The organism is Terriglobus sp. (assembly GCF_965201105.1).
Taxonomy (GTDB): domain Bacteria; phylum Acidobacteriota; class Terriglobia; order Terriglobales; family Acidobacteriaceae; genus Terriglobus.
The window spans coordinates 2,495,046-2,520,425 of the sequence record NZ_OZ241741.1 but is presented as its reverse complement, the minus strand read 5'-3'; the positions used below and the strand labels follow the sequence as shown (position 1 = coordinate 2,520,425).

21 protein-coding genes are annotated in these 25,380 nt (G+C 62.6%); 10 read left to right on the top strand and 11 right to left on the bottom strand.

What is annotated here, in order from left to right; genetic code table 11:
• Positions 1-203: 203 nt before the first annotated feature.
• From ftsA to murC, 3 genes are all read right to left on the bottom strand, one after another.
• A complete protein-coding gene (ftsA, locus tag ACOFKT_RS10955) occupies positions 204-1,433 on the bottom strand; it encodes a cell division protein FtsA (protein ID WP_419804032.1) in 1,230 nt (409 codons plus the stop codon).
• A 119-nt stretch (positions 1,434-1,552) separates the two neighbouring features.
• Positions 1,553-2,941, bottom strand: a complete 1,389-nt coding sequence (locus ACOFKT_RS10950) for an FtsQ-type POTRA domain-containing protein (RefSeq protein ID WP_419804031.1) — start codon at positions 2,939-2,941, stop codon at positions 1,553-1,555.
• A gap of 103 nt (positions 2,942-3,044) precedes the next feature.
• A complete protein-coding gene (gene murC / locus ACOFKT_RS10945; RefSeq protein ID WP_419804030.1) occupies positions 3,045-4,412 on the bottom strand; it encodes a UDP-N-acetylmuramate--L-alanine ligase in 1,368 nt (455 codons plus the stop codon).
• Positions 4,413-4,599: 187 nt separating this feature from the next.
• Here murC and ACOFKT_RS10940 point away from each other — a divergent pair, with 187 nt between their 5' ends.
• Positions 4,600-5,802, top strand: coding sequence for a colicin transporter (locus tag ACOFKT_RS10940; protein ID WP_419804029.1), 1,203 nt, complete (start codon positions 4,600-4,602; stop codon positions 5,800-5,802).
• A 76-nt stretch (positions 5,803-5,878) separates the two neighbouring features.
• On the opposite strand, the gene murG is transcribed toward ACOFKT_RS10940, so the two are convergent.
• From murG to ACOFKT_RS10920, 4 genes are all read right to left on the bottom strand, one after another.
• Positions 5,879-6,964: an undecaprenyldiphospho-muramoylpentapeptide beta-N-acetylglucosaminyltransferase gene (gene murG / locus ACOFKT_RS10935; protein WP_419804028.1), complete on the bottom strand. Its 1,086-nt coding sequence runs from the start codon at positions 6,962-6,964 to the stop codon at positions 5,879-5,881.
• Positions 6,965-7,134: 170 nt separating this feature from the next.
• Positions 7,135-8,226, bottom strand: a complete 1,092-nt coding sequence (gene ftsW, locus ACOFKT_RS10930; RefSeq protein ID WP_419804027.1) for a putative lipid II flippase FtsW — start codon at positions 8,224-8,226, stop codon at positions 7,135-7,137.
• Between the two features lie 224 nt (positions 8,227-8,450).
• Entirely contained in the window at positions 8,451-9,992 is a 1,542-nt protein-coding gene (locus ACOFKT_RS10925) for a magnesium chelatase (RefSeq protein ID WP_419804026.1), read from the bottom strand.
• A gap of 178 nt (positions 9,993-10,170) precedes the next feature.
• On the bottom strand, positions 10,171-10,488 hold the full coding sequence (locus ACOFKT_RS10920) for a tetratricopeptide repeat protein (RefSeq protein ID WP_419804025.1): 318 nt from the start codon (positions 10,486-10,488) through the stop codon (positions 10,171-10,173).
• A 39-nt stretch (positions 10,489-10,527) separates the two neighbouring features.
• Between ACOFKT_RS10920 and ACOFKT_RS10915 the strand changes: the two genes are divergently transcribed.
• From ACOFKT_RS10915 to dnaJ, 5 genes are all read left to right on the top strand, one after another.
• Positions 10,528-11,064: an acyl-CoA thioesterase gene (locus ACOFKT_RS10915; RefSeq protein ID WP_419804024.1), complete on the top strand. Its 537-nt coding sequence runs from the start codon at positions 10,528-10,530 to the stop codon at positions 11,062-11,064.
• 38 nt (positions 11,065-11,102) lie between these two features.
• Positions 11,103-11,933 (top strand): Mrp/NBP35 family ATP-binding protein, encoded by an 831-nt coding sequence (locus ACOFKT_RS10910; RefSeq protein ID WP_419804023.1) that lies wholly within the window; start codon positions 11,103-11,105, stop codon positions 11,931-11,933.
• Positions 11,934-12,067: 134 nt separating this feature from the next.
• Positions 12,068-13,144 (top strand): heat-inducible transcriptional repressor HrcA, encoded by a 1,077-nt coding sequence (hrcA, locus tag ACOFKT_RS10905; protein WP_419804022.1) that lies wholly within the window; start codon positions 12,068-12,070, stop codon positions 13,142-13,144.
• Positions 13,145-13,223: 79 nt separating this feature from the next.
• Positions 13,224-13,790: a nucleotide exchange factor GrpE gene (gene grpE, locus ACOFKT_RS10900; RefSeq protein WP_419804021.1), complete on the top strand. Its 567-nt coding sequence runs from the start codon at positions 13,224-13,226 to the stop codon at positions 13,788-13,790.
• 154 nt (positions 13,791-13,944) lie between these two features.
• Entirely contained in the window at positions 13,945-15,090 is a 1,146-nt protein-coding gene (gene dnaJ, locus ACOFKT_RS10895) for a molecular chaperone DnaJ (protein WP_419807151.1), read from the top strand.
• 62 nt (positions 15,091-15,152) lie between these two features.
• Here dnaJ and ACOFKT_RS10890 read toward each other — a convergent pair whose 3' ends face one another.
• Complete coding sequence (locus tag ACOFKT_RS10890; protein ID WP_419804020.1) at positions 15,153-15,878, bottom strand: RsmE family RNA methyltransferase; 726 nt, start codon at positions 15,876-15,878, stop codon at positions 15,153-15,155.
• A gap of 362 nt (positions 15,879-16,240) precedes the next feature.
• Positions 16,241-17,674, bottom strand: a complete 1,434-nt coding sequence (locus ACOFKT_RS10885; RefSeq protein ID WP_419804019.1) for an L-serine ammonia-lyase — start codon at positions 17,672-17,674, stop codon at positions 16,241-16,243.
• Between the two features lie 104 nt (positions 17,675-17,778).
• Between ACOFKT_RS10885 and ACOFKT_RS10880 the strand changes: the two genes are divergently transcribed.
• The 3 genes from ACOFKT_RS10880 (at position 17,779) to rho (ending at position 21,455) form a co-directional block, all read left to right on the top strand.
• Entirely contained in the window at positions 17,779-19,362 is a 1,584-nt protein-coding gene (locus tag ACOFKT_RS10880) for a YifB family Mg chelatase-like AAA ATPase (RefSeq protein WP_419804018.1), read from the top strand.
• Between the two features lie 437 nt (positions 19,363-19,799).
• Positions 19,800-20,027: a DNA-directed RNA polymerase subunit omega gene (locus ACOFKT_RS10875; RefSeq protein ID WP_419804017.1), complete on the top strand. Its 228-nt coding sequence runs from the start codon at positions 19,800-19,802 to the stop codon at positions 20,025-20,027.
• Positions 20,028-20,204: 177 nt separating this feature from the next.
• The gene (gene rho, locus ACOFKT_RS10870; RefSeq protein WP_419804016.1) at positions 20,205-21,455 is read left to right on the top strand and encodes a transcription termination factor Rho; all 1,251 of its coding nucleotides are present in this window, start codon (positions 20,205-20,207) and stop codon (positions 21,453-21,455) included.
• A gap of 84 nt (positions 21,456-21,539) precedes the next feature.
• Here rho and ACOFKT_RS10865 read toward each other — a convergent pair whose 3' ends face one another.
• Positions 21,540-23,231: a putative bifunctional diguanylate cyclase/phosphodiesterase gene (locus tag ACOFKT_RS10865; protein WP_419804015.1), complete on the bottom strand. Its 1,692-nt coding sequence runs from the start codon at positions 23,229-23,231 to the stop codon at positions 21,540-21,542.
• An 83-nt stretch (positions 23,232-23,314) separates the two neighbouring features.
• Positions 23,315-23,890 carry an Lrp/AsnC family transcriptional regulator gene (locus ACOFKT_RS10860; RefSeq protein WP_419804014.1) on the bottom strand — a complete coding sequence of 192 codons (576 nt, stop codon included), beginning with the start codon at positions 23,888-23,890 and terminating at the stop codon, positions 23,315-23,317.
• A 70-nt stretch (positions 23,891-23,960) separates the two neighbouring features.
• Here ACOFKT_RS10860 and ACOFKT_RS10855 point away from each other — a divergent pair, with 70 nt between their 5' ends.
• On the top strand, positions 23,961-25,034 hold the full coding sequence (locus ACOFKT_RS10855) for a PLP-dependent cysteine synthase family protein (protein WP_419804013.1): 1,074 nt from the start codon (positions 23,961-23,963) through the stop codon (positions 25,032-25,034).
• Positions 25,035-25,380: the final 346 nt, after the last annotated feature.

The window sequence follows — 25,380 nt, the reverse complement described above, 5'->3', positions numbered from 1 at the left end:
AGTGTTGTTGGCAAGTCGGGCAGGCAATGTGTGCGAAGCAAATGCAATGCGGCACTCGGCATTTCACTCAGCCGTATGCAGCGATTCTTTCACGGGGTGGCATGTGCAACGAAGTGGAAAGCCGTGCAACAAAAGTTGCGTGTGCCACCCTTGGTTCCGAATGCGAGGGAACACCGCTTGCTGTGCGTCTGCGTCGGCTTTTGCTAAAACGTACCCGCGAAGATCGCCTTCAGCTTCTGCTTCAAGCCGAGCTCCTCGTTCGCGCGGCGCACGCGGGTGCGGTGCGTGTACAGCAGCATACCGATGGCGGTCGCGAACTCGGGCTCGGCAAGCTCTTCCGGCATGCGGCTCAGTGGCACCGGCGATCCGATGCGCGCCGGCGTGCGCAGCAGCGACTCGGCCACATCCAGCAGACCTGCCAAGCGGGCGCCGCCGCCGGTCAAAACGCAGCCGGTGCCCAAAGCTTCCAGCACACCGCCTTCACGCAGGTTATTGCGCAGCATCGTAAACAGCTCACGCGCACGCGGTTCCAGAATTTCCGCCAGAAAACGCTGCCGCACCAGCCGTGGCGCGGTCGTGCCCCCAGTCTGCAGGTTGCCGCCCACCTCGACCTCGTTCAACGACGGGACGCTGGTGACCACGCAATTTCCGAACTCCATCTTCAGCCGCTCGGCTTCTTCCTGCGACACGTGCAGACCCACGGCAAGATCGTTCGTGAAGTGGTCGCCGCCGATCGGTAGCACCGCCGTGTGTGCGACGGACCCCTCAAAAAACACCACCAGCTCGGTCGAACTCGCGCCGATGTCCGCGATGCACACGCCAAGCTCGCGCTCATCCGCGCTCAACACCGCCTCCGCCGAAGCGATGCCCTCGTACACCGTGTCCACCACCTCAAGCCCGGCCCGGTTCGCACAGGTGACCACGGACTGCGCCACCCCGCCAGAGCAGGTGGAAAGGTGCAGGTTCACTTCGAGCTTCGTGCCTACCATGCCGATCGGGTCGTGGATGCCCGGTTGATCGTCCAGGATGAACTCCTGCGGCAGCAGATGAAGGATCTCGCGATCGGCCGGCAACGCCACGGAGCGCGCCCGGTCCACCGCGGCACGCACCTCTTCCCGTGTAATCTCGCGCATACGCGAGCCCATGCTGATGCCGCCGCGCGAGTTGATGCCGCGCACGTGCGTACCGCCCACGCCCACCACGGCGGTCTCAATGCCCACCTTCGTCAGGCGTTCCGCGGTAAGCGCCGCGCGATTGATCGCGTCCGCCGCCGGCGCCAGCTCCGCAATCAGCCCCTTGCGCATGCCCTTGGACTTCTCAATGCCGTGCCCGCGATAGCGCAGGACGCCGTCCTGCACCTCCGCCACCAGCACGCAGCACTTGCTGCTGCCGGCGTCCAGCACGGTAATCAGGTTGTCCGGGCTTTCTTTCACTGCGAAACGGGCCGCCTTTGCTTGTTGTGCCTATGCTACTGCGGACGCAGCATTTTGAGTGCAGGACGTGCCGTCGCGTATTCCTTGCGATCAGCAACGCAGCGCCTGCCCCGTTCGAGTTATTGCGCAGCGTGCGCCTTGGCCGCGTCGCGCGTGGCTTGCCGTTGCGCCATCCAGGCCTTGATCGCCTCCACACGCTTCGCTACATCCACTTTCCTCGCGTCTGCGTGCTTCACCACGACCACCTTCTTCCCGCGCATTTCCAGGTGCGGCACAACCAGCGTGTTCTCATGCGCTGCCGCAGGTTTGGGATCAGGCTTAATCGCTGCCGGCGCACTCACCACCGCGACCTGCGGCGATTTGACCTTTACAGCCGGTGCAGGCTTGGCCGACGCCACATTCGTATGCGTCACAGCCATGGCCGGCCTGGGCGTTGCCACGGCTTGCTTCGCCTCGACCGGGGCACTTCCGGCTGTCTTCGCATCCTGTGCCGGCTGCACCGTCGAATCCTTCGGCGGCATTTGCAGCACGACTTGCCGCTCGTACCGCATGTCCACACTGCTCAGCCGCGGGTATTGCTGCCGCCACTCGGCAATGTGCTCCTGGAAACGGTTGTAGCGATCCAGAAAGTGTTCCGTGCCGAAGTGCACCATCGTTTCCGCGTTATTGCTCGGCAACAGCGCCTTCACGTCCTCCGGGTCCGACAGGTCAACCTCGCTCAACTCCGCCGAAATCTTCTTTCCGCCCGAGTCCAGGTCCTTCAGAAATGCCGCGTACAGGTGCATGCGCTGCTCCCGCGACTCTGGCGTGTCCTCTGCCTTTAGGCCGGTCACGACAGGGAAGGAATAGTTCGGGTTTCCAGGCGCGTCCGGTGGAATGTCCAGCAGAACGCCCGACGCATCGGCCATCCCGATGGTTCCACCCTGCCGCACAAAAGCAATCGGCGTGCGCTCGACCACCTGCACCCGGAGGTGGTTCGGCAAAAGACGCATGACCGTCGCATGCTCGACCCAGGGAATCTGTTCCAGTTGCTCCTTGCGCTCCGGGAGCGACACGGCAAAGATGTTGCGGTCCACGTCCTCGCCGAAAACGCTCAGCAGTTGCGACCGCGACAGGTGCTGGTTGCCTTGCAATTCAATCGCGGAGGAGGAGGGAATCGTGAACTGCGCATCGTGTTGCACATAACGCGATACGTAATACGCCGCCGCGGCGACGCTGCCCAGCAGCGTGAGCAGGCCGATGCCCGCGGCGATGCGGCCGTACTTCGACTGGGGAATCAGTCCCCGCCGGATGCGCTTTCCGCGGCCGCGCGTACGCAGATATTCCCGCGTGTCGTCATCGGCATACGGATCGCCGGACACGCCGGGGCGCTCGCGCCTGGTCGGCAGGGTATCCGTCGTGGCACGGCGCACATCTGCGGTGCGCCGTGTCCGTGGCTTAACGCGTGGGACGTCCTCGGGCATGTCCAGCAGGGCCGCCGTGGTTTTCTGAGCCGGTTGTGTCCGCATGCCTGAGCAAGGCCGCGGAGAAATCGCCTGCTCGATTGTAGCTGCCGGTCCGCTGCGATTGCCGGGCAGGGAACCAGCGCCGGTACGGTGCCGCGCTGGCTGGCTACCGTAAAGCTTCCAGAAGCATCGGTCCCGCCTGTGACACGGAACCCGCTCCCAGCGTAAGCAGCAGGTCACCCTGTTCGGCGCGCCCGGCTACTTTCTTCGCGGCCGCCTGCAGGTTTGGCGACGTATCCGTATAGGTGCCCTCGGCATAGATCGCCTGTGCCAATGATTCGCTGTTCACGCCTTCCATTGGCTGCTCGCTTGCGGCGTAGATTGGCACCAATTCCACTGAGTCCGCATCGCGGAAGGCCCGGCTGAATTCGTCGAACAGGTCGCGGGTGCGAGAGTACCGATGCGGTTGGAACAACACATGCACGTGGCGGTAACCGCAGCCCCGCGCCGCCGCAAGCGTAGCCCGGATCTCTGTAGGGTGATGGCCGTAGTCGTCCACAACGCTCACGCCGCGCACAGCACCCTTGTGTTGGAATCGCCGGTCCACGCCTTTAAAGCTGGCCAGGCCTTCTGCAATCGCATCCGGCGCAACCCCCAGTTCGACCGCGATCGCAACCGCTGCCATGGCATTCCGCAGATTGTGCACGCCGGGTACAAACAGCTGAAACGGTCCGATCACGATGCCTCGGGCGCTTACCTCAAAGTTCGTGTAGCAGTCCGGCGTTGCCGGCAGCGCGATTGCCTGAAAATCCGCGTCATCGCTCAAGCCAAAGGTAATCAGGCGCCGTTTGACCCGCGGCAGTATCGCCCGCAACATCGGGTCGTCCACACACGCCGTTGCCGCGCCGTAGAACGGCACCTTGTTCATGAATTCGACGAAGCAATCCTCCACGTCGGCCATGCCGCTATAGCTTTCCATGTGCTCGCGGTCCAGATTGGTGACCACGGTCAGAATCGGGGACAGTTTCAGGAACGAGCGGTCGCTCTCGTCGGCCTCGGCCACCAGAAAGTGCGAGTTGCCGGCGCGCGCGTTGGACCCGAACAGATCCACCCGGCCGCCGACCACCACGGTGGGATCCAGCCGGGCTGCGTGCAGGACCGCCGCGATCATGCTGGTGGTTGTGGTCTTCCCGTGCATGCCGGCTACGGCGATGCCGTACTTCAGCCGCATCAGCTCCGCAAGCATTTCCGCGCGGGCGACCACTGGAATTTTGCGTAGACGCGCCTCGGCGACCTCCGGATTGTCCGACCGCACGGCCGACGAGATGACCACAACGTCCGCGGGCCGGGCGTTTTCGGCTTCATGGCCCTCGAAGATGGTCGCGCCTAGGCTGGCCAGCCGCTCCGTAACCGGTGAGGTCCGCAGGTCTGACCCGGAGACCGGGTACCCCATCGACAGCAGAATCTCTGCAATGCCGCTCATGCCAATGCCGCCAATGCCAACAAAATGGATGCGTTGTGTCGCGGCAAACATCGGTGTTGCGGACTCCTGAACTCCCGCTGAAGCGGCAAATCTGAAGTTCAGGGTAGCAGGCGTTCTTTTGCCCCGTGCGCTGCCGCCGCAACTTGTGTACGCGATCGGTGTCCAAGTATGCGAGGCGAATTTTCCGCGCAAGCCGTGACGAATCGGACAGCGACGCAAGCGCCCAGGCGGTAGCAGAATGAATTTCACTTTTGACGGCATGAAGCGAACAGGTCTGGTTCTCGGGTTGGCTCTGGCGGCAACGGGCGTTTCGGTCCGTGCGCAGGATTCCGGTGTCGATCCCAATTTCAACGGGAATGTAGCGCCGCAGGAATACGGGCAACAGGGCTACGGCGCACCGCAGCAGGGTTACGATCCGAACGGACAGTATGCCCAGCCACAGCAGGCCTATGGTCAGCAGGGCTATGACTATCCCTTGCCTGGTCAGGGAGAGCAGGGCGAGGTAATGGCGACTGCGGCGCCGCCCGCGATTCCACAGTACGAACAACCGGTTGCACCGGGTGACGGTTACATTTGGACGCCGGGTTACTGGGCCTGGGACCCAAACGCCGGGGATTACTACTGGGTCGCCGGACAGTGGGTGCTGCCACCCTATACTGGCGCACTCTGGACGCCGGGGTACTGGGGTCCGTATGACAGCGGGTATCTGTGGCATGCGGGATTGTGGGGTCCGTACGTCGGCTACTACGGCGGCATCAACTATGGGTTTGGCTATTTCGGCACGGGCTACTGGGGCGGCTTCTGGCGCGGCGGTTCATTCTTTTACAACCGCGGCCTGAACCGGTTCGGATCAGGCTTCTATGGCGGCCACTTCTATAACAGCGGCTACTATGGCGGGTTCCACGGTGGACTTCGCGGTGGTGGTATCGGCTGGACGCAGCACCCGGGCTATGGGTTCGGCGGACATGGCTTCGCTGGCGGTTATGGTCACGGGTTCGCGGGCAGTTATGGTCATGGATTTGCGAGTGGATATGGCAGCCGCGGCTTTTCGGATGGATACGCCAACCGCGGCAGCTATGGTGGGCACGTGGAACCGGGTAGCGGCGGCTATGCGGGGCGTGGCTACTCGGGCGGTTCAGTTGGAAACCGCTTTGGCGGCAGTCAGGGCTTCATCGGCGGGCAGCGGTCATTGCCCGGTGGCAACCAGAGCTTCGGCGGACAGCGCGGCTTCTCTGGTAACCAGAGTTTTGGCGGACAGCGCGGCTTCTCTGGTAGCCAGAGTCTCGGTGGACAGCGTGGCTTCTCCGGTGGTGGCGGCAGCTTCGGAGGCGGTCGCCCGAGCGGCGGCTCCTCGGGTGGTGGCTTTCACGGTGGCGGCGGCGGTGGTGGCTTCCACGGCGGCGGTGGTGGAGGCTCGCATGGCGGCGGCGGCCACCGGTAGAACAGGTTTCCCTCCCCCAAGGGAAAAGCAAGGCCCGGCAAACTGCCGGGCCTTGTCCTTTTCAGTTGCGTAAGCGCTAACGTGGAAGGGCGACACCGAGGACGCGCTGCACAATCGCCTGGAGAGCTCCGGGGTGGGAGGCCGCGCGGGCTTTCTGGCCCATGCTGCGGAGCCGTGCCGGGTCATTCAGCAAGTCCGTAATCGCTTCCGAAAGTAGTTCGGGCGTCAGTTCACGTTGCAGCAGCATCTGCGCAGCGCCTGCTTGCACCATCGCCTGTGCGTTTCGTGTCTGGTGGTCGTCCGCCGCTTGCGGAAAAGGCACCAGCAGCGATGGCCTGCCGGCAGCCGCAAGTTCGGCGACAGTGCTGCCGGAACGAGCAAGCACCAGGTCGGCGCGTTCGAGTTGCGCGGGCATGTCGGTCAGGAACGCCTGCACGGACACAGGCGCTTCTGAGGCGGAAATCGGAATGCCGTTGGCTTCGTAAGCGCTAACGGTGCTGTCGAGAGCGCGTTCGCCGGTTTGGTGCACGATGGTCAGCCCCGGGACTGCGGCGAGCAGATCGCGCGCGATCAGGGGCAGCGTGTCGTTGAACACCTTGGCGCCGTTGGATCCGGCGGTGACAAGCAGCCGCAACGGCTCGCCTGAAGGACTATCCGGAATGGCGGCGATTGCTTCGCGCACGGGAACGCCTGTGACTTCGGCGTTGCGGAAGTATTTGGTTGATTTGGGGAAGTTCACGCAGGCCGCAGTGACATACTTTCCGACGAGCCGGTTGGTCAGCCCCGGCGCGGCGTTCGGCTCATATGCGACGGTAGGGATGCGCAGCAGCACCGCGGCGAGCATCGCCGGTCCGCTGGCGTAGCCGCCGACGCCGATCACGACCTCTGGTCGAAAGCTGCGCAGAATCCCCCGGCAGAGCAGGATGCCACGCGGCAGGTCTGTCAGTGTCTTCCCGCGCTCCCGCAGGCCGACATTTTTCAGCTTGCCGACCTGGATCAGATCGAGCGGGAAACCGGCTTCGGGCACGAGCTTCGTCTCAATGCCGCGAGCCGTTCCGATGTAGCGCACCTCCGCGCCGTGGCGGTCGCGCAGTTCGCGGCCGATGGCGAGCGCAGGTATGACGTGGCCGCCGGTGCCTCCGCCGGCGATCAGGACGCGCATGTTGCGTTTCTTTGCACGTTACTGACGCTTCCGAAAAAAACGCGGGTTTCGGTGCAAGCACCAAGTCCGCTACTCACGCGCAGAAAGCTCTCGTGCTCCGGTCGAAATGACATTGGAACGATGCGGCCGGAAGGCGCTGACCCACTGACCCGCTGGCTCGCTGCTCTCAATCAGTCGATCTCGCGCGTGATGTTGAGTAGGACGCCCATGCTGGCGAGCGTAATGAAAACTGCGGTGCCACCGGAGGAGATGAAGGGCAGCGGAATGCCCTTGGTGGGCACCAGCGCCAGAACGACAGAGATGTTGAAGAAGGCCTGAATCAGAATCGTCGTGGTCAGGCCGAAGGCGAGGAAGCGTGCGAAGGGGTCGGTCGACAGGATGGCAGCGCGCAGGCCGCGGTAGCCGAAAAAGCAGAACAGACCGACGAGCGCGATGGCACCAAGCAGGCCGAGCTCCTCGCAAATGGTCGCGTAGATAAAGTCGGTATGCGGCTCGGGGATGTAGAAGAGCTTTTGCCGGCCTTCCATGAGGCCCAGTCCGTGGAAGCCGCCCGTGCCGACCGCGATCAGGGACTGCAGAATGTGGAACCCGGTGCCGCGCGGGTCGGCGTCGGGGTTCCAGAAGGCGAGCATGCGCGCACGACGCCAGGCCACGTGGAACAGCATCCAGTACAGGATGAAGCTGCCCGGGATTGCGGCATAGAAGAAGTACTTGAAGTCGGCACCGGCCAGGTAAAGCATGAGCGCGGTCACGCCCACACAGACCATGCTGGTACCCAGGTCCGGCTCCTTCAAGATGAGCGCGACCAGCAGCAGCGGCGGCGCGGCGGCGCGCAGAATGGTGCCCTTCCAGTCGTCCATCTGGTGGATGCGGGACTGCAGGAAATAGCTGAGGAAAAGCACGATGACGGGCTTGGCCAGTTCCGACGGTTGCAGCGTGATGCCGCCGATCCGGATCCAGCGGTGTGCGCCGTTGACTGCTCCCATGACGAACACGATCAGCAGAAGGAGGGTCGTGATTGCGATGGCGGGGAAGATGAGGCGCGGGTTGTTGTACCTGCGGTAATCGATCTTCATCAGAATGAAGAGTGCCACGATGCCCAGGATGGCCCAAACCGCCTGCTTCATCGCGAAAGAATACGGCGTGCCGTACTGCGCCTTGGCCAGCATGGCCGAAGCGGAAAAGACCATGACCAGGCCGAAGAGCACCAACGTGAGCACGGTACCAAAGAGCCATTTGTCGACGCCGACGCGTTTCGCCATTGGGAAGAAAACCTGTGGCTAGGGTACGGCGAGTTGGTACTAGAAGAACAAACGCGTACCTGAGTGGGTACGCGTTTTCGCGGAGATCTTGCGTGACTGCGGGCAGCAGCCAAAATGCAGGTCTCGGTGCAAGCACCGAGTCCACTGCGCACCCACGGTAAAGCTGTGGGTGCTCCGGTCGAAATGACAGGAAGGAGTATTCGACCGACGGGTTGCGCCGTTTGTTAATTGAAGTTGCGCTTGCGGTTGCGGCCTTGCCACTCCTGACTTTCGCGGTCGCGGTCGCGGGCTTCCTCGGCGAAATTTGGTGCGCGGTCCTTACGGGACTGACGTTCCGCGGCGGAGAAGTTGCGTTCTTCATTGCGGCTGAGGCGCTTGTGCGCGGTCATGCCCTCAAGCAGAAATTCTGCAGCGGAGACGAGCGTTTCGGCGCCGGCGCGCTTTTCCAGGCCGAGCGGCTTGAGCTTGTCAAAGAGGCCCTGGATGCCTTGCAGTTCTTTGAGCGAGTCCTCGGCTGCGGTGGCGTCAGAAAGTTGGACGGTGCCGCCGAGGTTGAACCACTGCTCAATCTGCTGCGTGTTGGCGTCAGCGAAGTAGCCGTCAAAGACGCGGGCGACGGCGGTGCGGATGATGTCGCGGACGACGGTGTCGGCTCCGCGCATTTCGCCCTCGTACTCGAGTTCGATTTTGCCGGTAATGCCGGGCAGTGCCGTGTAGATGTCGCCGATGCGGGGCACCGCGATCGCTTCGTTGTGCACCAGGGCGCGGCGTTCGGCGTTGCTGATCACCAGTTCCATGGTCGCGATGGGCAGGCGCTGCGAAACACCGGAGCGCTTGTCGACACGCTTGTCTTCACGGGCGACAAAGGCAATCTGCTCGATGACCTCGCGGACGTAGCGCGGGATGTGGATGTCGAGCGCGGCGCGGGTGGACCAGGCTTCCTGCTCGGTAACCGCGATGGCCTGCTCAATGGAGTCCAGGTAGTGCGTGCGGATCTCGGAGCCGATGCGGTCTTTGAGCGGTGTGACGATCTTGCCGCGGGCGGTGTAGTCCTCTGGATTGGCTGAAAAGGTGATCGCGACGTCGAGTTGCAGGCGGACGGGGTAGCCCTTAATCTGCACATCGCCTTCCTGCATGATGTTGAACAGAGCAACCTGGATTTTGCCGGCGAGGTCGGGCACTTCGTTGACGGCGAAGATGCCGCGATTGGCGCGGGGCAAGAGGCCGTAGTGCATGGTGAGCTCGCTGGAAAGCTGCTCGCCGGAGCGAGCGGCTTTGATGGGGTCGACGTCGCCGATCAGGTCGGCGACAGTGACGTCGGGCGTGGCGAGCTTTTCCACGAAGCGTTCGTCGGGTGTGAGCCAGGCGATGGGCGTTTCATCGCCCTTTTCGGCGATGAGCAGCTTGGACGAGTACGCAAGTGGCTTGTAAGGGTTGTCGCGAATTTCAGAGCCGGCGATGTACGGGATGACCGGGTCGAGCAGCGTGGTGAGGCCGCGCAGGATGCGGCTCTTTGCCTGGCCCCGCAGGCCAAGCAGAATGAAATTCTGGCGCGAAAGCACGGCGTTCACGATCTGGGGGACGACGGTGTCCTCGTATCCGACGATGCCGGGAAAGATGGTCTCGCCAGCGCGCACTTTGCTGATCAGGTTGTCGCGCAGTTCGTCTTTGACCGAGCGGGAGACACGCGCTTCGGTCCACTCGCTCTGGCGGAGTTCGCCGAAGGTTTGGGGCAGGTGTTCGGGGAGCGAAGGATTTGGCTTCATGTGGTGTTGAGTATACGAGCGTGGCTGGCGAAGGTGAGCCACCGGTCCGACGGTTGACGCTGGAATGCGCAGCTTTTCCATGATGCTTTGCCGCAGTAACGAAAATCGTGGTTTCTCGACTGCTTAAGCACAAAGAAGTTCTGCTCCGTTGAAGGACATGTTTTCCCCCGGATGAGGATCAGTACCCGAGTTCGAGTTCGTCGAGGAGCGCCTGCATTTCGGATGCGGCGTGGCGGTTGCCGGTGCGCTGGGCAGCGCCGAGACCGCCGGTGAGGCGCTGTTTGGCTTCATCGGTGCGGTGCAGCTTGGCCAGGGTCTGGCCGGCCATCTGGTAGGCGGGTACGTAGTCCGGGTTGTGCTGGATGGTGGCGTCAAATTCGGTGAGTGCGGCGTCGGTGTTGCCGTCGGACAGGTGCGCCATGGCGAGGCCGTAGCGGGCGAAGCTGTCGGCCGGATTCTGCTGCAGGATGGTGGTGAGCATGGCGATCTTGTCCATAGGGTGGATGGTACTTGGTCGCCACGTAAACTGGGTGAGATGGAAGCAACGCATGAGACCGTGGCAAAAGGAATGACCGTTGCGGAGTCGCAGGCGGAACGCAGCGAGATTATCTTCCCGGGCGATACGAATTCCCTGGGCAATTTGTTTGGCGGCAAGCTGATGCAGTTTGTCGACCTGGTGGGCGCTGTGGCGGCGTACCGGCACGCGCGCGCCATCCTGGTGGTGACGGCAAGCATGGACCACCTGGACTTTGTGGCGCCGGTGCATGTGGGCGACCTCTTGATCCTGAAGGCGAGCGTGAACCGGGCCTTTCGGACCAGCATGGAAGTGGGCGTGAAGGCGATGGTCGAGGACCCGAAGACGCGCGCACTGCGGCATGTTTGCTCGGCCTATGTGACCTATGTGGCGGTTGATCAGACGGGGCAGCCTGTACCGGTGCCGCCGATTGTTGCGGAGACCGAGCACCAGAAGCGGCGGTTTGAAGATGCGCTGCGACGCCGCGAGGGGCGAGCGGATGAAGTGTCGCGCAAGCGGGAAATACGGAAGACGCTGACGATGGATTGGCATATTTAGAGGCAGCGAGTGTTCGCTGTGTTTGGGAGAGGGTTTGTATGGGACATATGGGACAGCAGACGCCGGGGCCGCAGCCGTTACCGGGCATTACGCACGTGATCGCGATTGGTAGCGGCAAGGGGGGCGTGGGCAAGACGACGCTGAGCGTAAACCTGGCGGTCGCGATGGCGAAGTTGGGGAAACGCGTGGGACTGGTGGATGCGGACATTTACGGTCCGAACGTGCCGACGATGCTGGGGCAGACGCGGCAGCCGTCGATTGCCGGCGAGAACCGTATGGTGCCCCTGGAAAGCTTTGGGGTGAAGTTCATGAGCGTCGGGCTGATCTCGCCGGGCGACAAGCCGCTGGTCATGCGCGGGCCGATGCTGCACCAGATCATCCGGCAGTTTCTGCAGCAGGTGGATTGGGGTGAGCTGGACTACCTGCTGATCGACCTGCCGCCGGGCACGGGCGATGTGGTCATTTCGCTGGTGCAGACGGTGCCGCTGACGGGTGCGGTCGTGGTCAGCACCGGTTCTGCTGTGGCGTTGCAGGACGCGCGGAAGGCGCTGGAGATGTTTCACCAGGTGAACGTCGAGGTGCTGGGCATGGTGGAAAACATGTCGCAGATGTTGCTGCCGGACGGGACGGTTCTGGATGTGTTCGGCGCGGGCGGCACGGCGGCGACGGCACGGCAGTACAACCTTGAGTTTCTGGGATCGGTAGACCTCGATCCGGCGATCCGCGAGGGTGGAGACCGGGGCATGCCGGCGGCGCTGGGGGGTGAGGATGATCCTCGGGGGGGCGCCTACTTTCAGATTGCGCTGGCTGTGATGGACCGCGCGGATGAGGTTTCGGAAGAGCAGAAGGGTGTGTTCGAGGTTTTGTAGTCCTGGCTCACATTACCGGGAACGGCGCGATGAGATCGATGGGCAGTCCTGCTGAGCCAATGTGCCGGAATGGCACTGGAAACCTGAGTGCGTTCGCCTCAGATTACGTCTCAGATCGCGATAGACTAAACGGGATGGCAGTTCTCTTTCAGGACGGCCCGAGGCTTTCGCCACGGCAGCAAGCGATTCTGACCGCGATTGTGGAGCAGTATCTCCAGACCGGCGAACCGGTCGCGTCGCACGGGCTGGCGGCGGCGAGCGGTTTGAGCTCGGCGACCATTCGCAATGTAATGGCGGAGTTGGTGGACGCGGGATACCTGGAGCAGCCGCACACCTCGGCCGGGCGGGTGCCGACCGCGGGGGCGTTCCGGCTGCATGTGGAGCAATTGCGCGGGGGAAACCGGCTTGCACCGGCGATGCTGGCAGCGCAGTCGCGGACGGCGATTGAGGCACGGCTGCAGGGCATGAGCGGCGAGGCGTTTCTGGAGCGGACGTCGCAGTTGCTGGCGGGGCTGTCGCGCGGCGTGGGTGTGGCGATGGCAACGCTGCAGGGAAACGACCCGATGGAGCATGTTCATTTTCAGCGGCTGGCGACGCGGCGTGTGCTGGCCGTGGTGGTGACGCGCTCGGGCGTGGTGCGCGACCGGGTGTTGATGCTGGAGCAGGAGATGCAGGCAGCCGAATTGGAAGCGGCGGCGCGTTACCTGAATGAAAATTTTCGCGGCTGGACGGTGGAGGGCATTCGCACGGAGATCGCGTGTCGCGCGGCGACCGAACGCGACGCGTACCAAGAGATGCGCGCCGCGGCGGAGGAGCTTTGGACGGCGACTGTGCTGGACGCAGCGCCGGTGCACACCGTGTTTGTGGAAGGCGTGAGTAATTTGCTGGCGGACTCGGTGGACCGTGGCCGGTTACGCGAGATGCTGGCCGCGTTGGAGGCAAAGGAGCGTGTAATGGCGCTGCTGCACGCATACCTGGGTGTGGAGCATGCACGGGCTGCGGCGGGCGACTCGGTTCGCGTGGTGTTCGACATGGAATCGCACGCGCCGGAGATGCAGGGTCTGGTGCTGGTTGCCGCGCCCGCGGTGAGTGGTGGGGCGCAGATGGGCGCGGTAGGCGTGATCGGGCCGCAGCGCATGGATTACGAGACAACGATCAACGCGGTGCACTACGTGGCGCAGTTATTTGCGGAGACGCAGCGGGCGATGTAGATGTCCCCCATGGACAGGGTGCGTACGCGAAGGCGGGTAAGGCTTGAATATTCAGGATCGATATAGAAGGTGGATGGGCATGGACGACGTGAATGAGCCAGTGATTGCAGCAGACGACGAGTTGCAGGGTGCTGTGGAAGGCGAAGCGATGGATGCGAGCGCCGCGGAGACGAGCGGTGTAAGCGAGGCCGAGTATGAGCAGGTAAAGCGCGAGCGCGACCAGTTGATGGACCGGATTGCGCGGCTGCAGGCAGAGTTCGAAAACGCGCGCCGGCGTGAAGCGAAGGAACGCATGGAGTTTCGCGATTACGCGCTCGGCCAGGCGGCGGAAGGTCTGCTGCCGGCTTTGGATAATTTCGACCTGGCTTTGAAATCGAACGGGACGCCGGAGCAGTTTCGTGCCGGTGTCGATCTGATTGCAAAGCAGCTGGATGAGGCCGTGCGCGGGCTGGGATTGACTCACGTGGAGACGGTGGGTGCCCAGTTCGACCCGCATGTCCATGAGGCTCTTGGGCAGGTGGAGACGGCCGAGTTTCCAGACGGCGCGGTAGTGCAGGAGATTCGCCGCGGGTACAAGGTGAAGGACCGGTTGCTGCGTCCGGCGCTGGTGCAGATAGCGCGGAACCCGCAGCAGCGCGAGGCTTAGAGCCGTCTCGGCGCGCTTGATCGCCGAGAAGAAGAAATGCGGGTCTCTCCACTGCGCAGCACGATGAAGCTGTCCTGCTCCGGTCGAGGTGACAGTTCTTGAGTGCGCGGCGAAGAGGCGCGAGGCGGAGGAGAAGGTTTTGGCGGGAGCAACGATGAAGGCGGATTACTACGAGGTGCTTTCGGTCACTCGGACCGCCTCGGACGGCGAGATCAAGACGGCGTATCGCAAGCTGGCGATGCAGTTTCACCCGGATCGCAACCCGGGTGACAAAGGTGCCGAGGAGAAGTTCAAGGAATGCTCCGAGGCATATGCGGTGTTGAGCGATCCGCAAAAGCGCGCGGCCTACGACCGCTTCGGTCATGCGGGTGTGGGTGGCCCGGCGAGTGGTGGGCAGGGCGGCGGCTTCCCGGGTGGTTTCGGCGGCTTCAGCGGCAATCCACAGGATCTGGGCGACATCTTTGGCGACATCTTTGGCGAGATGTTCAACATGGGCGGCGCAGGTGGGCGGCGTCAGTCTCGCCAGCAGCGTGGCCGCGATCTGCGCTTCGACATGTCGCTGGAGTTTGAAGAGTCCGTATTTGGAGTGGAGCGCGAGATCAAGGTGAAGCGTGCGGAGGCTTGCACGGATTGTCGCGGCACGGGTTCTGCGAACGGCAAGCAGCCGCAGACGTGCTCGCAGTGCCGGGGCGCGGGTCAGGTGCGTTTTCAGCAGGGCTTTTTCAGCGTGGCAAAGACTTGCCCGAAGTGCGATGGAACAGGCGTGCAAATTAACGATCCGTGCCAAACGTGCCGCGGTGAGTCACGTGTGCAGCACGAACATACGCTGCACGTGAAGGTGCCGGCGGGCGTGGAGGATAGCACGCGCATCCGCTACCAGGGTGAGGGTGAAGCGGGCAAGTTCGATGGCCCCGCAGGCGACCTGTACGTAGTGCTCGGCGTGAAGCCACACAAGGTGTTCACGCGTGAAGGCGACGACCTGCACTGCGTGGTGCCGATCAGCTATACGCAGGCGGCGCTGGGTGATGAGTTGGAAATTGCTACGCTGGAGGGTCCGGCGGTGCTGAAGGTGCCGGACGGGACGCAGAGCGGCAAGACCTTTAAGCTGCGCAGCAAAGGCGTGCCGCACCTGAACTCGAACGGCAAGGGCGACCTGATCGTGGAGGTACGGGTGCAGACGCCGACCAAGCTGAACAAGCAACAGAAAGAGTTGCTGAAGCAGTTGGGGGAACTCGGCTCGATTGAGAATACGCCGCACTCCCACGGGATTATGGATCGCGTGAAGGAAATGTTCAGCTAAGCGCAACCAAAGAATGCGAAAGCCGGCGAGAGATCGCCGGCTTTGCTTTTTATATGCAGACTTCAGGACGTGAGGAATGCACTTGCGATCGCCAGTGCTGAGATTGCTGCGGTCTCGGCGCGCAGGATTCGCGGGCCGAGTGTAACGTGCTGCCACTGTGCGGCGGAGAAGCGTTGCATCTCTTCGGCCGTCCAGCCGCCCTCGGGACCAATGGCGAGCGCGACGTTCTGCGACGACGCTGCGGCGGCGAGAGCAGCGAGAAGAGAATTTTCTTCTTCGGTTTCAGCGAGCAGGATACGAAGCGGAGCATCGACGGTCTGTATCGCCGCAGCGAGTGGTTGTGGATCGTCGATCGCGGGCACGTCGGAACGGCGGGATTGCTGCGAGGCTTCGTGCGCGATGCGCCGCCATCGCTCGACGCGCTTTGCGGCGGCTTGTGCGAGGTGCTTTTCGGTACGGCGCGCGAGGACGGGCGTAAGGCGGGCGACGCCGAGTTCGGTCGCCTTCTCAACACCCCACTCGAAGTGATCGAACTTAAAGACGGCGAGCAGGAGATGGACGGGAAGCGCGGCGTCGGCTGCGTGCTCTTCGTGCAGAGCGAAGGTGACTTCGTCTTCGCGGACGCTTGTCACCTCCGCGCGATGGAGAAAGCCGCCGGCGACCACGTCGAAGATCTGGCCGGGCTGCGCACGCAGCACGCGGGCGAGATGCGCGGCCTGATCGCCGGTGAGGGCGGCTGTGGTGCGTGCTTCGTTCCACGTGTCGGCAATCCAGCGGCGGCGCGTCATGGGTTGAGTAGAGCAGCGAGTGAGCGAGTCAGCAAGTCAGAGAGCGAGTCAGCAAGTCAGAGAGCGAGCGGGTCAGCGAGATCGTTCATGACACGCGTGGACGCCGTGTGTGCCGGGATGCAAGAAGGGGAAGCGCTGAGCGCTTCCCCTTGGTGAGACTTGCTTTGCCTTGCGTCGCGGCCTTTGCCACCGCTTCGCGTGTTGTCCGTCTACTCTCCCTGAGTGATGACGGTGCGCTGCTTGAAGCAACTATCGAATGTATAGAGATGTGCGCAGCGAGTGTCAACAGAAAAGTGAAAACGTGACGTGCAAAACGGGGACGTTTCCTTCTGCTGTGAGAAGCGATGTTGAAGGTCGCGTCTTCAGCACTCGATCACGTTCAGCGCAAGGCCTGCGAGCGATGTCTCTTTGTAGCGCGACTGCATGTCGAGACCAGTCTGATACATGGTGCGGATGACTTGGTCGAGCGAGACTTTGTGTTCGTCGGTTTCGTGCATTGCCATGCGCGTGCTGTTGACTGCTTTGACCGCGCCCATGGCGTTGCGCTCGATGCAGGGAATCTGCACGAGGCCGCCAATGGGATCGCACGTCATGCCCAGGTTGTGCTCCATCGCGATCTCTGCGGCGTGTTCCACCTGTGCGTTTGTGCCACCCATTGCGGCAACCAGGCCGCCCGCGGCCATGGAGCAGGCGACGCCGACTTCGCCCTGGCAGCCGACCTCAGCTCCGCTGATGCTGGCGTTTTCCTTGTACAGAATGCCGACGGCTGCGGCGGTCAGAAAGTAGCGCACCAGGCCCGCGGTATCGGCGTTGGCGATGTGATCGCGGTAGTAGCGGGCGATCGCGGGGATGACGCCGGCAGCTCCATTGGTCGGCGCGGTGACGACGCGTCCACCGGCAGCGTTCTCCTCGTTCACCGCCATGGCGAAGACGGTGACCCAATCGAGTGGTGCGAGAGGATCGGCGGAGCCGAGGTCGCGCAGGCGTGCGGCAAGGCGACACGCGCGGCGGCGCACGTTTAGGCCGCCGGGCAGTATGCCTTCTGTGGCAATGCCGCGTTCGATGCTGTCGAACATCACATCGGCGAGCGCGAGCAGACCGGCGATGACCTGAACACGCGGGTTCTGTGGCGTGGTGTCAAGCCGTGGGCGCGGAATCGCCGGATCCCCCAGCATGGCAACTTCGTTCTGCAAAACCAGTTCCGCGATGGTGAGGGAGTGCTGTTGCGCGATGGTGAGCAGTTCGGCTGCGCTGCGGAACGCGTAGGGAACCCTGCGGCTGGTGGGCGGGACGGCAGACTCGCTGTTGCTGAAGTGTTCGGCGGTAACGATGAAGCCGCCACCGATGGAGTAGTAGGTTTCTGTTGCGAGAGTTGCGCCGTTGCTGTCGAAGGCGATGAAGCGCATGCCGTTGGGGTGCGTGGGGCGATCCGCGTCGGGGTACATTTGATCGCGGTGGAACAGCAGGTCGTGTTCACGGGCGAAGGGAATGCTGCGTTCGCCGGCTAAATTGAGTGAGTTCTTCGCGGCACGGTCAAGCGCGTCCTGCTGCTGCTGGGGCGTGATGCTGTCGGGCGCGTACCCGTTCAGACCCTGCAGGATCGCTGTGTCCGTACCGTGGCCAATGCCGGTAAGGGCGAGTGAGCCATACAGGTCGATCTGCACGCGTGTTGTCGTTGGAAGCAGCCCAGAGCGCGACAGACCGGAGAGGAAGGATGCCGCGGCGCGCATGGGGCCGACCGTGTGGGAACTGGAAGGGCCGATGCCGATCTTGAACAGCTCAAAGAGACTTGTCACAACAGAGGTGATTGTAGGCCGCGAAAGTGCTATGTGGCTTTCTTGGGCGATGCTGTAGCGTGGGTGCAAGTCACTCTAAGGCAAAGCAGGTCGTTTTAGCAGTCATGCTCTTCAAGGCATTCAGCGCAGCAGTGTATGGCATTGACGCCCACCTGATCGAGGTGGAGGTGGACTTCAGCGGGGCCAAGCTGGAGAAGGCTATCTTCAACATGGTCGGCCTGCCGGACACAGCGGTGCGCGAGAGCCGGGATCGCGTGCAGTCGGCGATTCGCAACTCTGGTTTTGACTTGCCGACGACGCGGATCACCGTCAACCTGGCGCCGGCGGACCTGAAAAAGGAGGGCTCAGGGTTCGACCTGCCGATTGCAATCGGGATTCTGGGAGCGTATGGAGCGTTGCACGCGCGCGACGTGAGCGACTTCCTGATAATCGGCGAGCTTGGGCTGGATGGCGCGGTTCGAGCGGTGCCGGGCGTGTTGCCCATGGCTGTTCTGGCGCGCGACAAGGGCATTCGCAAGTTCATTGTGCCTGCGGCGAATGCGCGCGAGGCCGCGGTTGTGGAGGGCGTGGACGTGTATCCGGTGCGCACGCTGATTGAGGTGCGCGAGCTGCTGAATGCGGAGAGCTTTGGAACACTGACGGCCCAGCCACTGCGCGTGCAGGCACAGGAGCTGCTGCATGAGACGGAGGCGTTCCCGCTGGACTTCAAAGACGTACGCGGGCAGCACACGGCCAAGCGGGCGCTGGAGGTTGCGGCGGCGGGTGGGCACAACATTCTGATGATTGGGCCACCGGGCAGTGGCAAGACGATGCTGGCGAAGCGGCTGCCGGGCATTCTGGCGCCGCTGCGATTTGAGGAGGCGCTGGAGACGACGAAGATTCACTCCGTGGCGGGCGTGCTGAATGGCGAGCAGGGCCTGGTGACACAGAGGCCGTTTCGCTCGCCGCACCATACGGTCAGCGATGCAGGGCTGATTGGCGGTGGCATGGTGCCGCGCCCGGGCGAGGTGTCGCTGGCGCACAACGGGTTGCTGTTTCTGGATGAGGTTCCGGAGTTTCCGCGCAACGTGCTGGAGGTGCTGCGCCAGCCGTTAGAGGATGGCACGGTAACGATCTCGCGTGCGGCGATGAGTCTTAGCTTTCCGGCCCGGTTCATGCTGGCGGCTGCGATGAATCCTTGCCCTTGCGGTTACTTCAACGACACGCAACGGGAGTGTACCTGCACACCGCCCATGATCCAGCGCTACGTGTCGAAGGTGAGTGGTCCGCTGCTGGACCGGATCGACATTCACATTGAGGTGCCGGCGGTGCAGTACAAGGAACTGCGGCAGGGCAGCGCCGCGGAGGGATCACAGGAGATTCGGGCGCGGGTGCTGGCCGCACGAGAACTGCAGCACAACCGCTTCAGCCGAACCGGGGCGCAGTCCGGTGCCAGGCGTGGCAAGGCGGTGTATAGCAACGCGCAGATGTCGACCCAGCAGATTCGGCTGCACTGTGAGCTGACCACCGATGCGGAACGGCTTCTGGAGCGTGCCATGCAGCAGCAGGGGCTGAGCGCGCGTGCGCACGACCGGATTTTGAAGGTGGCCCGCACGGTGGCGGACCTGGAGGGCGCGCAGGACATAGCGGTGAAGCACATTGCGGAGGCGATCCAGTACCGGACGCTTGATCGAAGCTACTGGTCATGATGGCTTCGTCGAAGGCGCGGGCAGGTGTGCTCGAAAAAGCCGAATATCCGGGACAGGGTTCGCGACAGCACACCGGTATCCGAAAGGAAGGCGGTCAGGGCGGAAATAAGTGTTGCGTTCCTGAACCGGAGCCAGTAAGTTTTCAAAGGAACCGAAATGCCGAGAACGCTTCGGTAACTTCGGATTGGGTGTGCGTCGAGAGCTTCAGGCCATGTTCTTCGCGCCATGCAGGTGTCGCCGGTTGTCGGGACGGTGTCTTCCACAAGCGTCTTTCTGATGCAACAGGCGCCAAAAGAGCGCCATGCGGTCAGCAGGCCACGGTGATTGCGACCCAAGGCTGGGTTTCACCGTCCAATGTAATGAGCAGCGCCCTTCTCCATGATCATCGGCGGATTTAGCAGGAGAGTACGGGCGCGACGACCCAAAGGAGCAATTTCATGCGATCTGATTTAATTTTTGGTGCGCTGACGCACGTTACGAACCGTTACCAGTTGTGCCAGTTGGCCAGCAAAGCGACACGCAAGCTGCACAAGCCGAACACCCGGCTGCAGGACACGACCAACGAGGTTCTGGGCCGTTTCCGCGAACAGGTGCCAACGACGTTTGAGGTGGGACCGGAGCCCGAAGAGGTGCTGGATCACATCGAGGAGCGCCGCGCGGCTTAGTTTCCCGGGGCCGTGCCGGAGCGCGGCCCACTTTAATGATCACCTCTTCTCTCCGATCCCTTCCCAACATCCGCAGCACCGGCAGTCTCAGCAGACCGATTTCTCCGCAACACCCTCCGCTCGACCCCCTTCCGGTAACACCCATTCCTATCCAATGATCTGCAGTACCAGGTGAACATGACCATTTCTGAACTCAAAGAAAAGAGCATCGCGGAGCTCGGTAAGCTCGCGCGCGGCCTCGACATTCAAGGCACCAGCGCCCTTCGCAAGCAGGACCTGATCTTCAAAATTCTGCAGGCGCAGAGCGAAAAAGAAGGCCACATCTTCGCCGAGGGCGTGCTTGAGATTCTGCCCGACGGCTACGGTTTTCTCCGCTCGCCCGATTACAACTACCTGCCCGGTCCAGATGACATTTACGTTTCGCCGTCACAGATTCGCAAATTCGACCTGAAGACGGGCGACACCATCAGCGGCAACGTGCGGCCGCCGCACGAAGGCGAAAAGTATTTCGCGCTCGTCAAGATCGAGGCGATTAATTTCGAGTCACCGGAAGAAACGCGAAACAAGATTCTGTTCGACAACCTGACACCGCTGTACGCTGACGAGCGCGTGAAGATGGAGACGGTTCGCGACAATATCAGCGGTCGTGTGATGGACCTGCTGACGCCCGTGGGCAAGGGTCAGCGCGGATTGATTGTGGCGCCACCGCGCACCGGTAAGACCGTTCTGTTGCAGGCAATCGCGAATTCCATCACGGCGAACCACCCCGAAGTCGTTTTGATTGTCTTGCTCATCGATGAGCGTCCGGAGGAAGTGACGGACATGCAGCGCTCGGTCAAGGGTGAAGTCATCAGTTCGACCTTCGACGAACCTGCGGCGCGGCACGTGCAAGTCGCCGAGATGGTTATTGAGAAGGCAAAGCGATTGGTGGAGCACAAGCGCGACGTCGTCATTCTGCTGGATTCGATTACGCGCCTGGCGCGTGCGTATAACACCATCGTTCCGCCGAGCGGCAAGGTTCTGTCGGGCGGCGTGGATTCGAATGCGCTGCAGCGCCCGAAGCGCTTTTTTGGTGCGGCACGCAACATCGAAGAGGGCGGCTCGCTGACGATCATGGCGACGGCATTGGTCGATACGGGATCGCGCATGGACGAAGTGATCTTTGAAGAGTTCAAGGGCACCGGCAACATGGAAGTGATCCTGGACCGCAAGCTGGTCGACAAGCGCGTCTTCCCGGCGATTGACATCCAGCGCTCGGGCACACGTAAGGAAGAGCTGCTGATTCCGAAGGAAGACCTGCAGCGTACGTGGATTCTGCGCAAGGTGCTGAACCCGCTCTCGCCGACGGAAGCCATGGAGCTGCTGACGGACAAGCTGGCAAAGACGCGGAACAACAGCGAATTTCTGCACAACATGAACTCGCTGTAACTCTGTTCGATTTCGAAAGGCCGCGGCGTTGCCGTGGCCTTTCTGTTGCGCGACACTGGGCAGCATGGCAGAGCAGGCGCGCTCTCAGGCGAAGCCGGGTAAGAGACAGGCGGCCATCTCGTCTTCCGCCGGCGCACAGGCGTGTTGCTCAGGAGCGAGCAACAGCTTGTGTAACTGATCTGGCTCCAGTGGCCGCGCCAGCAGAAAGCCTTGCATTTCGTTGCAGCGGAGTGAGCGAAGCATCTCCATCTGCTCGGTGGTTTCCACGCCTTCGGCGACCACGCTCAGGTTCAGGGTGTGCGCCATCTCGATCAGCGCCTGCAGAACAACGACGCCGTTGTGTGTATCGTGCGCGCCCTGCACGAAGACACGGTCGATTTTAAGAGCGTCTGCGTTCAACTCGCGCAGACGGCCAAAGGACGAGTAGCCCGTACCGAAGTCGTCGATGGAGATGCGTACGCCCAGATCGCGCAGCTCCTGTAAGTGAGCCTTGACGGAGGCGAAGTCGCGGGCAAGCGCGCCTTCGGTCACCTCCAGCTCGAGGCAGTCGGGTGGCAGAGCGCTTTCCTGCAGCACGGATTCGATGGTGCGGACGAAGTCTTCGCGCGACACCTGCAGCACGGAGATATTCACCGCAATGCGGCGGATCGCCGCGCCGGAATGTTGCCAGGCACACATCTGCCGGCAAGCGCGGCGCAAGACCCAGGTAGACAGCGGAACAATGAGGCCGGTCTCCTCGGCGATAGGGATGAATTCGGCCGGCGAGATGTTGCCGTGCTCAACATCGTGCCAGCGCGCGAGCGCCTCAGCGGCAACAATGCGGCCGTTGCGGTCGTAAATGGGCTGGTAGACGAGCCGGAGTTCGTCGTTGAGCAGTGCGCGCTGCAGCTTGTCGGCCAGAATGCGGCTGCGCGACTCATCCGGTCCGGTGCTTTGTTCGGCGTGCCGAAAGCTGTCGCGTCCGGAGCGCTTGACCAGGTACATGGCGCGTTCAGCGGCGGCGATCAGCGCCTCAGCGTTGCTGGCATTACCGGGGTAGCTGGCGATGCCGATGCTGACACCGGTGGTGAAGTCCCGGTTTTTGATTGCATGTGGACGCGAAATGGTGTGCACCATGCACTCGGCGAGAGCGTTCAGCTCAGAGCGCGAGATGCTGCGGTGCAGCAGAACGACAAATTTGTCTCCGCCGAAACGGCTGAAGTGGTCGGTGGGGTGCAAGCAATTGGCGACGCGCGAAACGATCTGCTGCAGCAGTTCGTCGCCGGCACGGTAGCCCAGCAGGGTGTTGGCGTGCCGCAGGCCGTCCAGGTCGAGATAAAGGCATTGCAGGGCCGTGTTCGCCGTGCCTGCCTTGCGAATGAGCTCGATCAGAAGCTGCTGCATTGCAGCGCGATTCGGCAGTCCTGTCAACTCATCGTGCTGCACGCAGTGCAGCAGGTGCTCGCGCTGAAATCGTTGACTGCGCATCCGGTGCATGGCCCGCACCACGCCAAAGCAGGTAAGCGGGCCGCAAAGGCTCGCGCCCGCGAACAGCGCCAGCCGGGGCAAAGAGCGCCCGACCGCGCTGGACTCCGCCAGCGTGTGGGCGATGAACATGGCGGCAACCCACTGCACCGAGATTGCAACCGCGGTGACTCGGTCGAGCTCACCCACGCTGCGGAACAGGTGGCGAAGAGCACGGAAAGGCCGCCACGGTCGGCGTACCCATGCTGTTCGAAGAAGGCGGGCGATGGGTGAGGTGGAGCGTGGGGTAACGCTTTGGTTGTAGTTCCGCATACCAGCGGCTTATCGGCGTGCCGGGACGGGAGTACAGGGCAAAGGGCCTGAGTGTCGCATGATGGGACGCGTAGCATTCGCCGTCAGGTTTTGCGGCGTCGCGGTGCGGTGGGTGCCGGCGCGGCACCGGTGTGCGGCGCGATACCGGCGTAGCTGACAGGTGAATTCAGCACAATGGACGTGTTTGTCGAGACATACGGCATGAGGGAATCGAGCACCTGTTCCAGGTGATCCATGTCGCGCACGGCCACCTGGGCCAGAAAGCTCTCGTTTCCGGTGACACGGTGGCACTCGAGAACCTCTGGAATGGAGCGGGCGAGTGTGGCGAAAGCCGCGATGCGGTCTCCGGCTACGGTGACTTTGACGAAGGCACGAATGCCGAGGCCGAGCGCGGCGGCGTTGATCTGCGCTCGATAGCCGAGCAGAACGCCCGTGTCCTCAAGCCGCCGGATGCGGTCGATGACGGCAGGCGTTGAGAGATGGACGCGTCGCGCGAGCTCCGCGAAAGGCGTTCGAGCGTTCCCCTGCAGCTCATCGAGCAGGAGAAGATCGGTCCTGTCCAGGTGTGGAGGGTCAGCGACCGTCTTCAGCTTTGCAACGACAGGATGCGTCAGCGGCTTACGAACTCCAGAAAAAGGTGAGTTCTTGGGCTGTTTCATAAGGCAAGTACCTTAATATTTCTCATAACGTGTGGGTACAGGAAATGCGCATGCGGTCTAGGGTAGCAGTATGCAAGTCGCGGACGCGGTTTCCTCTGCTGTTTCACAGCTTTCGCCTGAGGGCAGAAGGCGGCTTTCCACGCTTCGAGCGATGGTGGGAAACACGCAGTTGCTGGTCGTTGACTATCGCTTCCGCGGACGCGAAGGCAAGGTGTGTGCCAAGGCCGAGCACCTGAACCTGAGCGGGTCCATCAAGGACCGCATGGCGCTGCACATCCTGGAGACGGCGTATGCAGATGGCACGCTGCGGCCGGGGGACTGCATCGTGGAGGCGACCAGCGGCAACACGGGTATTGCGTTCGCGGCGCTGGGCTCGGCGATGGGCCACCCGGTCACGATCTACATGCCTGATTGGATGAGCCGTGAGCGGCACGACCTGATTCGCAGCTACGGCGCGACGGTGGAAAATGTGAGCAAGGAGCAAGGCGGTTTTCTTGGCTCGATTGAGTGTTGCCGCAAGCTAAGCGCGTCACGGCACGAGGTGTTCCTGCCGCGGCAGTTTGAAAACTGCGCCAACGTGGAGGCTCACGCCAAGGGCACAGGGCCGGAGCTGCTGGCGCAGTTACATATGGCCGGACTGCCGCTGGACGCGTTTGTGGCCGGAGTCGGCACCGGTGGCACCGTGATGGGGGTGTCGCGGGCATTGCGCGCGGCGCGCATGGCGGCGCGTTGCCATCCCGTGGAGCCGGCAGAGTCGCCTACGCTCTCAACTGGGCACAAAATCGGATCGCACCGCATTCAGGGGATCTCGGACGAGTTCATTCCAGAGATTGTGAAGCTGCACGAGCTTGACCCGGTGTTGGCGGTGCATGACGGGGACGCGATCTTGATGGCGCAGGCGCTGGCGAGACAGTTCGGGCTGGCGCTGGGCATCTCCTCGGGCTGCAACTTTCTTGCGGCGGTCATGGCAGGAGTTTCGTCGCCGCACGCGGTTCCGGTCACAGCGACGGTGTTTTGCGACGACAACAAAAAATACCTGAGCACGGGCCTGTTGCGGGAGGAGCCGGTACGGGACGGTTATCTGACGCCGGAGGTGGAACTGTTGGACCTGCGCGTCATTCCGCGCTGTGGACCGGTGCAGTAGTTTTTGGGATGTGAAGCGCGGCGGCGAGTCGTGCATCCTAAGAGCAGGTGAGCATTCGTCTGCACAGTGCGCAGGGCCCGAATCGGACGTCTATGGAACGATGCGTCGCGTGGTGTTTGGTCCTGCTTGCGGTCTTTGGGATCGTGAGTGCTCAGTTGTGCATGGGCGCGGAGACAGCGCATCCGCAAAGCGATGGGCGTCACACGAGCGCGGTGCCGGGTGTGATGCAGAGCACCGTGGCCGAACGATGTGACAATCCATGCTGCAGTAAGTTGCACACGAAGGTGCCGGCCCCGCAGAATAACAGTTGTGAGCAGCACTGTCTTACAGCTTTGCCATCGCCGGC

What these genes read in the sequence shown, in the direction of transcription:
- dnaJ (WP_419807151.1), top strand. Translation starts at nt 13,945, where the DNA reads ATGAAGGCGGATTACTACGAGGTGCTTTCGGTCACTCGGACCGCCTCG.
- hrcA (WP_419804022.1), top strand. Translation starts at nt 12,068, where the DNA reads ATGGCAGTTCTCTTTCAGGACGGCCCGAGGCTTTCGCCACGGCAGCAA.
- ACOFKT_RS10880 (WP_419804018.1), top strand. Translation starts at nt 17,779, where the DNA reads ATGCTCTTCAAGGCATTCAGCGCAGCAGTGTATGGCATTGACGCCCAC.
- ACOFKT_RS10920 (WP_419804025.1), bottom strand. Translation starts at nt 10,488, where the DNA reads ATGGACAAGATCGCCATGCTCACCACCATCCTGCAGCAGAATCCGGCC.
- ACOFKT_RS10865 (WP_419804015.1), bottom strand. Translation starts at nt 23,231, where the DNA reads ATGCGGAACTACAACCAAAGCGTTACCCCACGCTCCACCTCACCCATC.
- ftsW (WP_419804027.1), bottom strand. Translation starts at nt 8,226, where the DNA reads ATGGCGAAACGCGTCGGCGTCGACAAATGGCTCTTTGGTACCGTGCTC.
- ACOFKT_RS10875 (WP_419804017.1), top strand. Translation starts at nt 19,800, where the DNA reads ATGCGATCTGATTTAATTTTTGGTGCGCTGACGCACGTTACGAACCGT.
- murG (WP_419804028.1), bottom strand. Translation starts at nt 6,964, where the DNA reads ATGCGCGTCCTGATCGCCGGCGGAGGCACCGGCGGCCACGTCATACCT.
- ACOFKT_RS10915 (WP_419804024.1), top strand. Translation starts at nt 10,528, where the DNA reads ATGGAAGCAACGCATGAGACCGTGGCAAAAGGAATGACCGTTGCGGAG.
- ACOFKT_RS10855 (WP_419804013.1), top strand. Translation starts at nt 23,961, where the DNA reads ATGCAAGTCGCGGACGCGGTTTCCTCTGCTGTTTCACAGCTTTCGCCT.
- ACOFKT_RS10910 (WP_419804023.1), top strand. Translation starts at nt 11,103, where the DNA reads ATGGGACATATGGGACAGCAGACGCCGGGGCCGCAGCCGTTACCGGGC.
- grpE (WP_419804021.1), top strand. Translation starts at nt 13,224, where the DNA reads ATGGACGACGTGAATGAGCCAGTGATTGCAGCAGACGACGAGTTGCAG.
- ACOFKT_RS10890 (WP_419804020.1), bottom strand. Translation starts at nt 15,878, where the DNA reads ATGACGCGCCGCCGCTGGATTGCCGACACGTGGAACGAAGCACGCACC.
- murC (WP_419804030.1), bottom strand. Translation starts at nt 4,412, where the DNA reads ATGTTTGCCGCGACACAACGCATCCATTTTGTTGGCATTGGCGGCATT.
- ACOFKT_RS10940 (WP_419804029.1), top strand. Translation starts at nt 4,600, where the DNA reads ATGAATTTCACTTTTGACGGCATGAAGCGAACAGGTCTGGTTCTCGGG.
- ACOFKT_RS10925 (WP_419804026.1), bottom strand. Translation starts at nt 9,992, where the DNA reads ATGAAGCCAAATCCTTCGCTCCCCGAACACCTGCCCCAAACCTTCGGC.
- rho (WP_419804016.1), top strand. Translation starts at nt 20,205, where the DNA reads ATGACCATTTCTGAACTCAAAGAAAAGAGCATCGCGGAGCTCGGTAAG.
- ACOFKT_RS10860 (WP_419804014.1), bottom strand. Translation starts at nt 23,890, where the DNA reads ATGAAACAGCCCAAGAACTCACCTTTTTCTGGAGTTCGTAAGCCGCTG.
- ACOFKT_RS10950 (WP_419804031.1), bottom strand. Translation starts at nt 2,941, where the DNA reads ATGCGGACACAACCGGCTCAGAAAACCACGGCGGCCCTGCTGGACATG.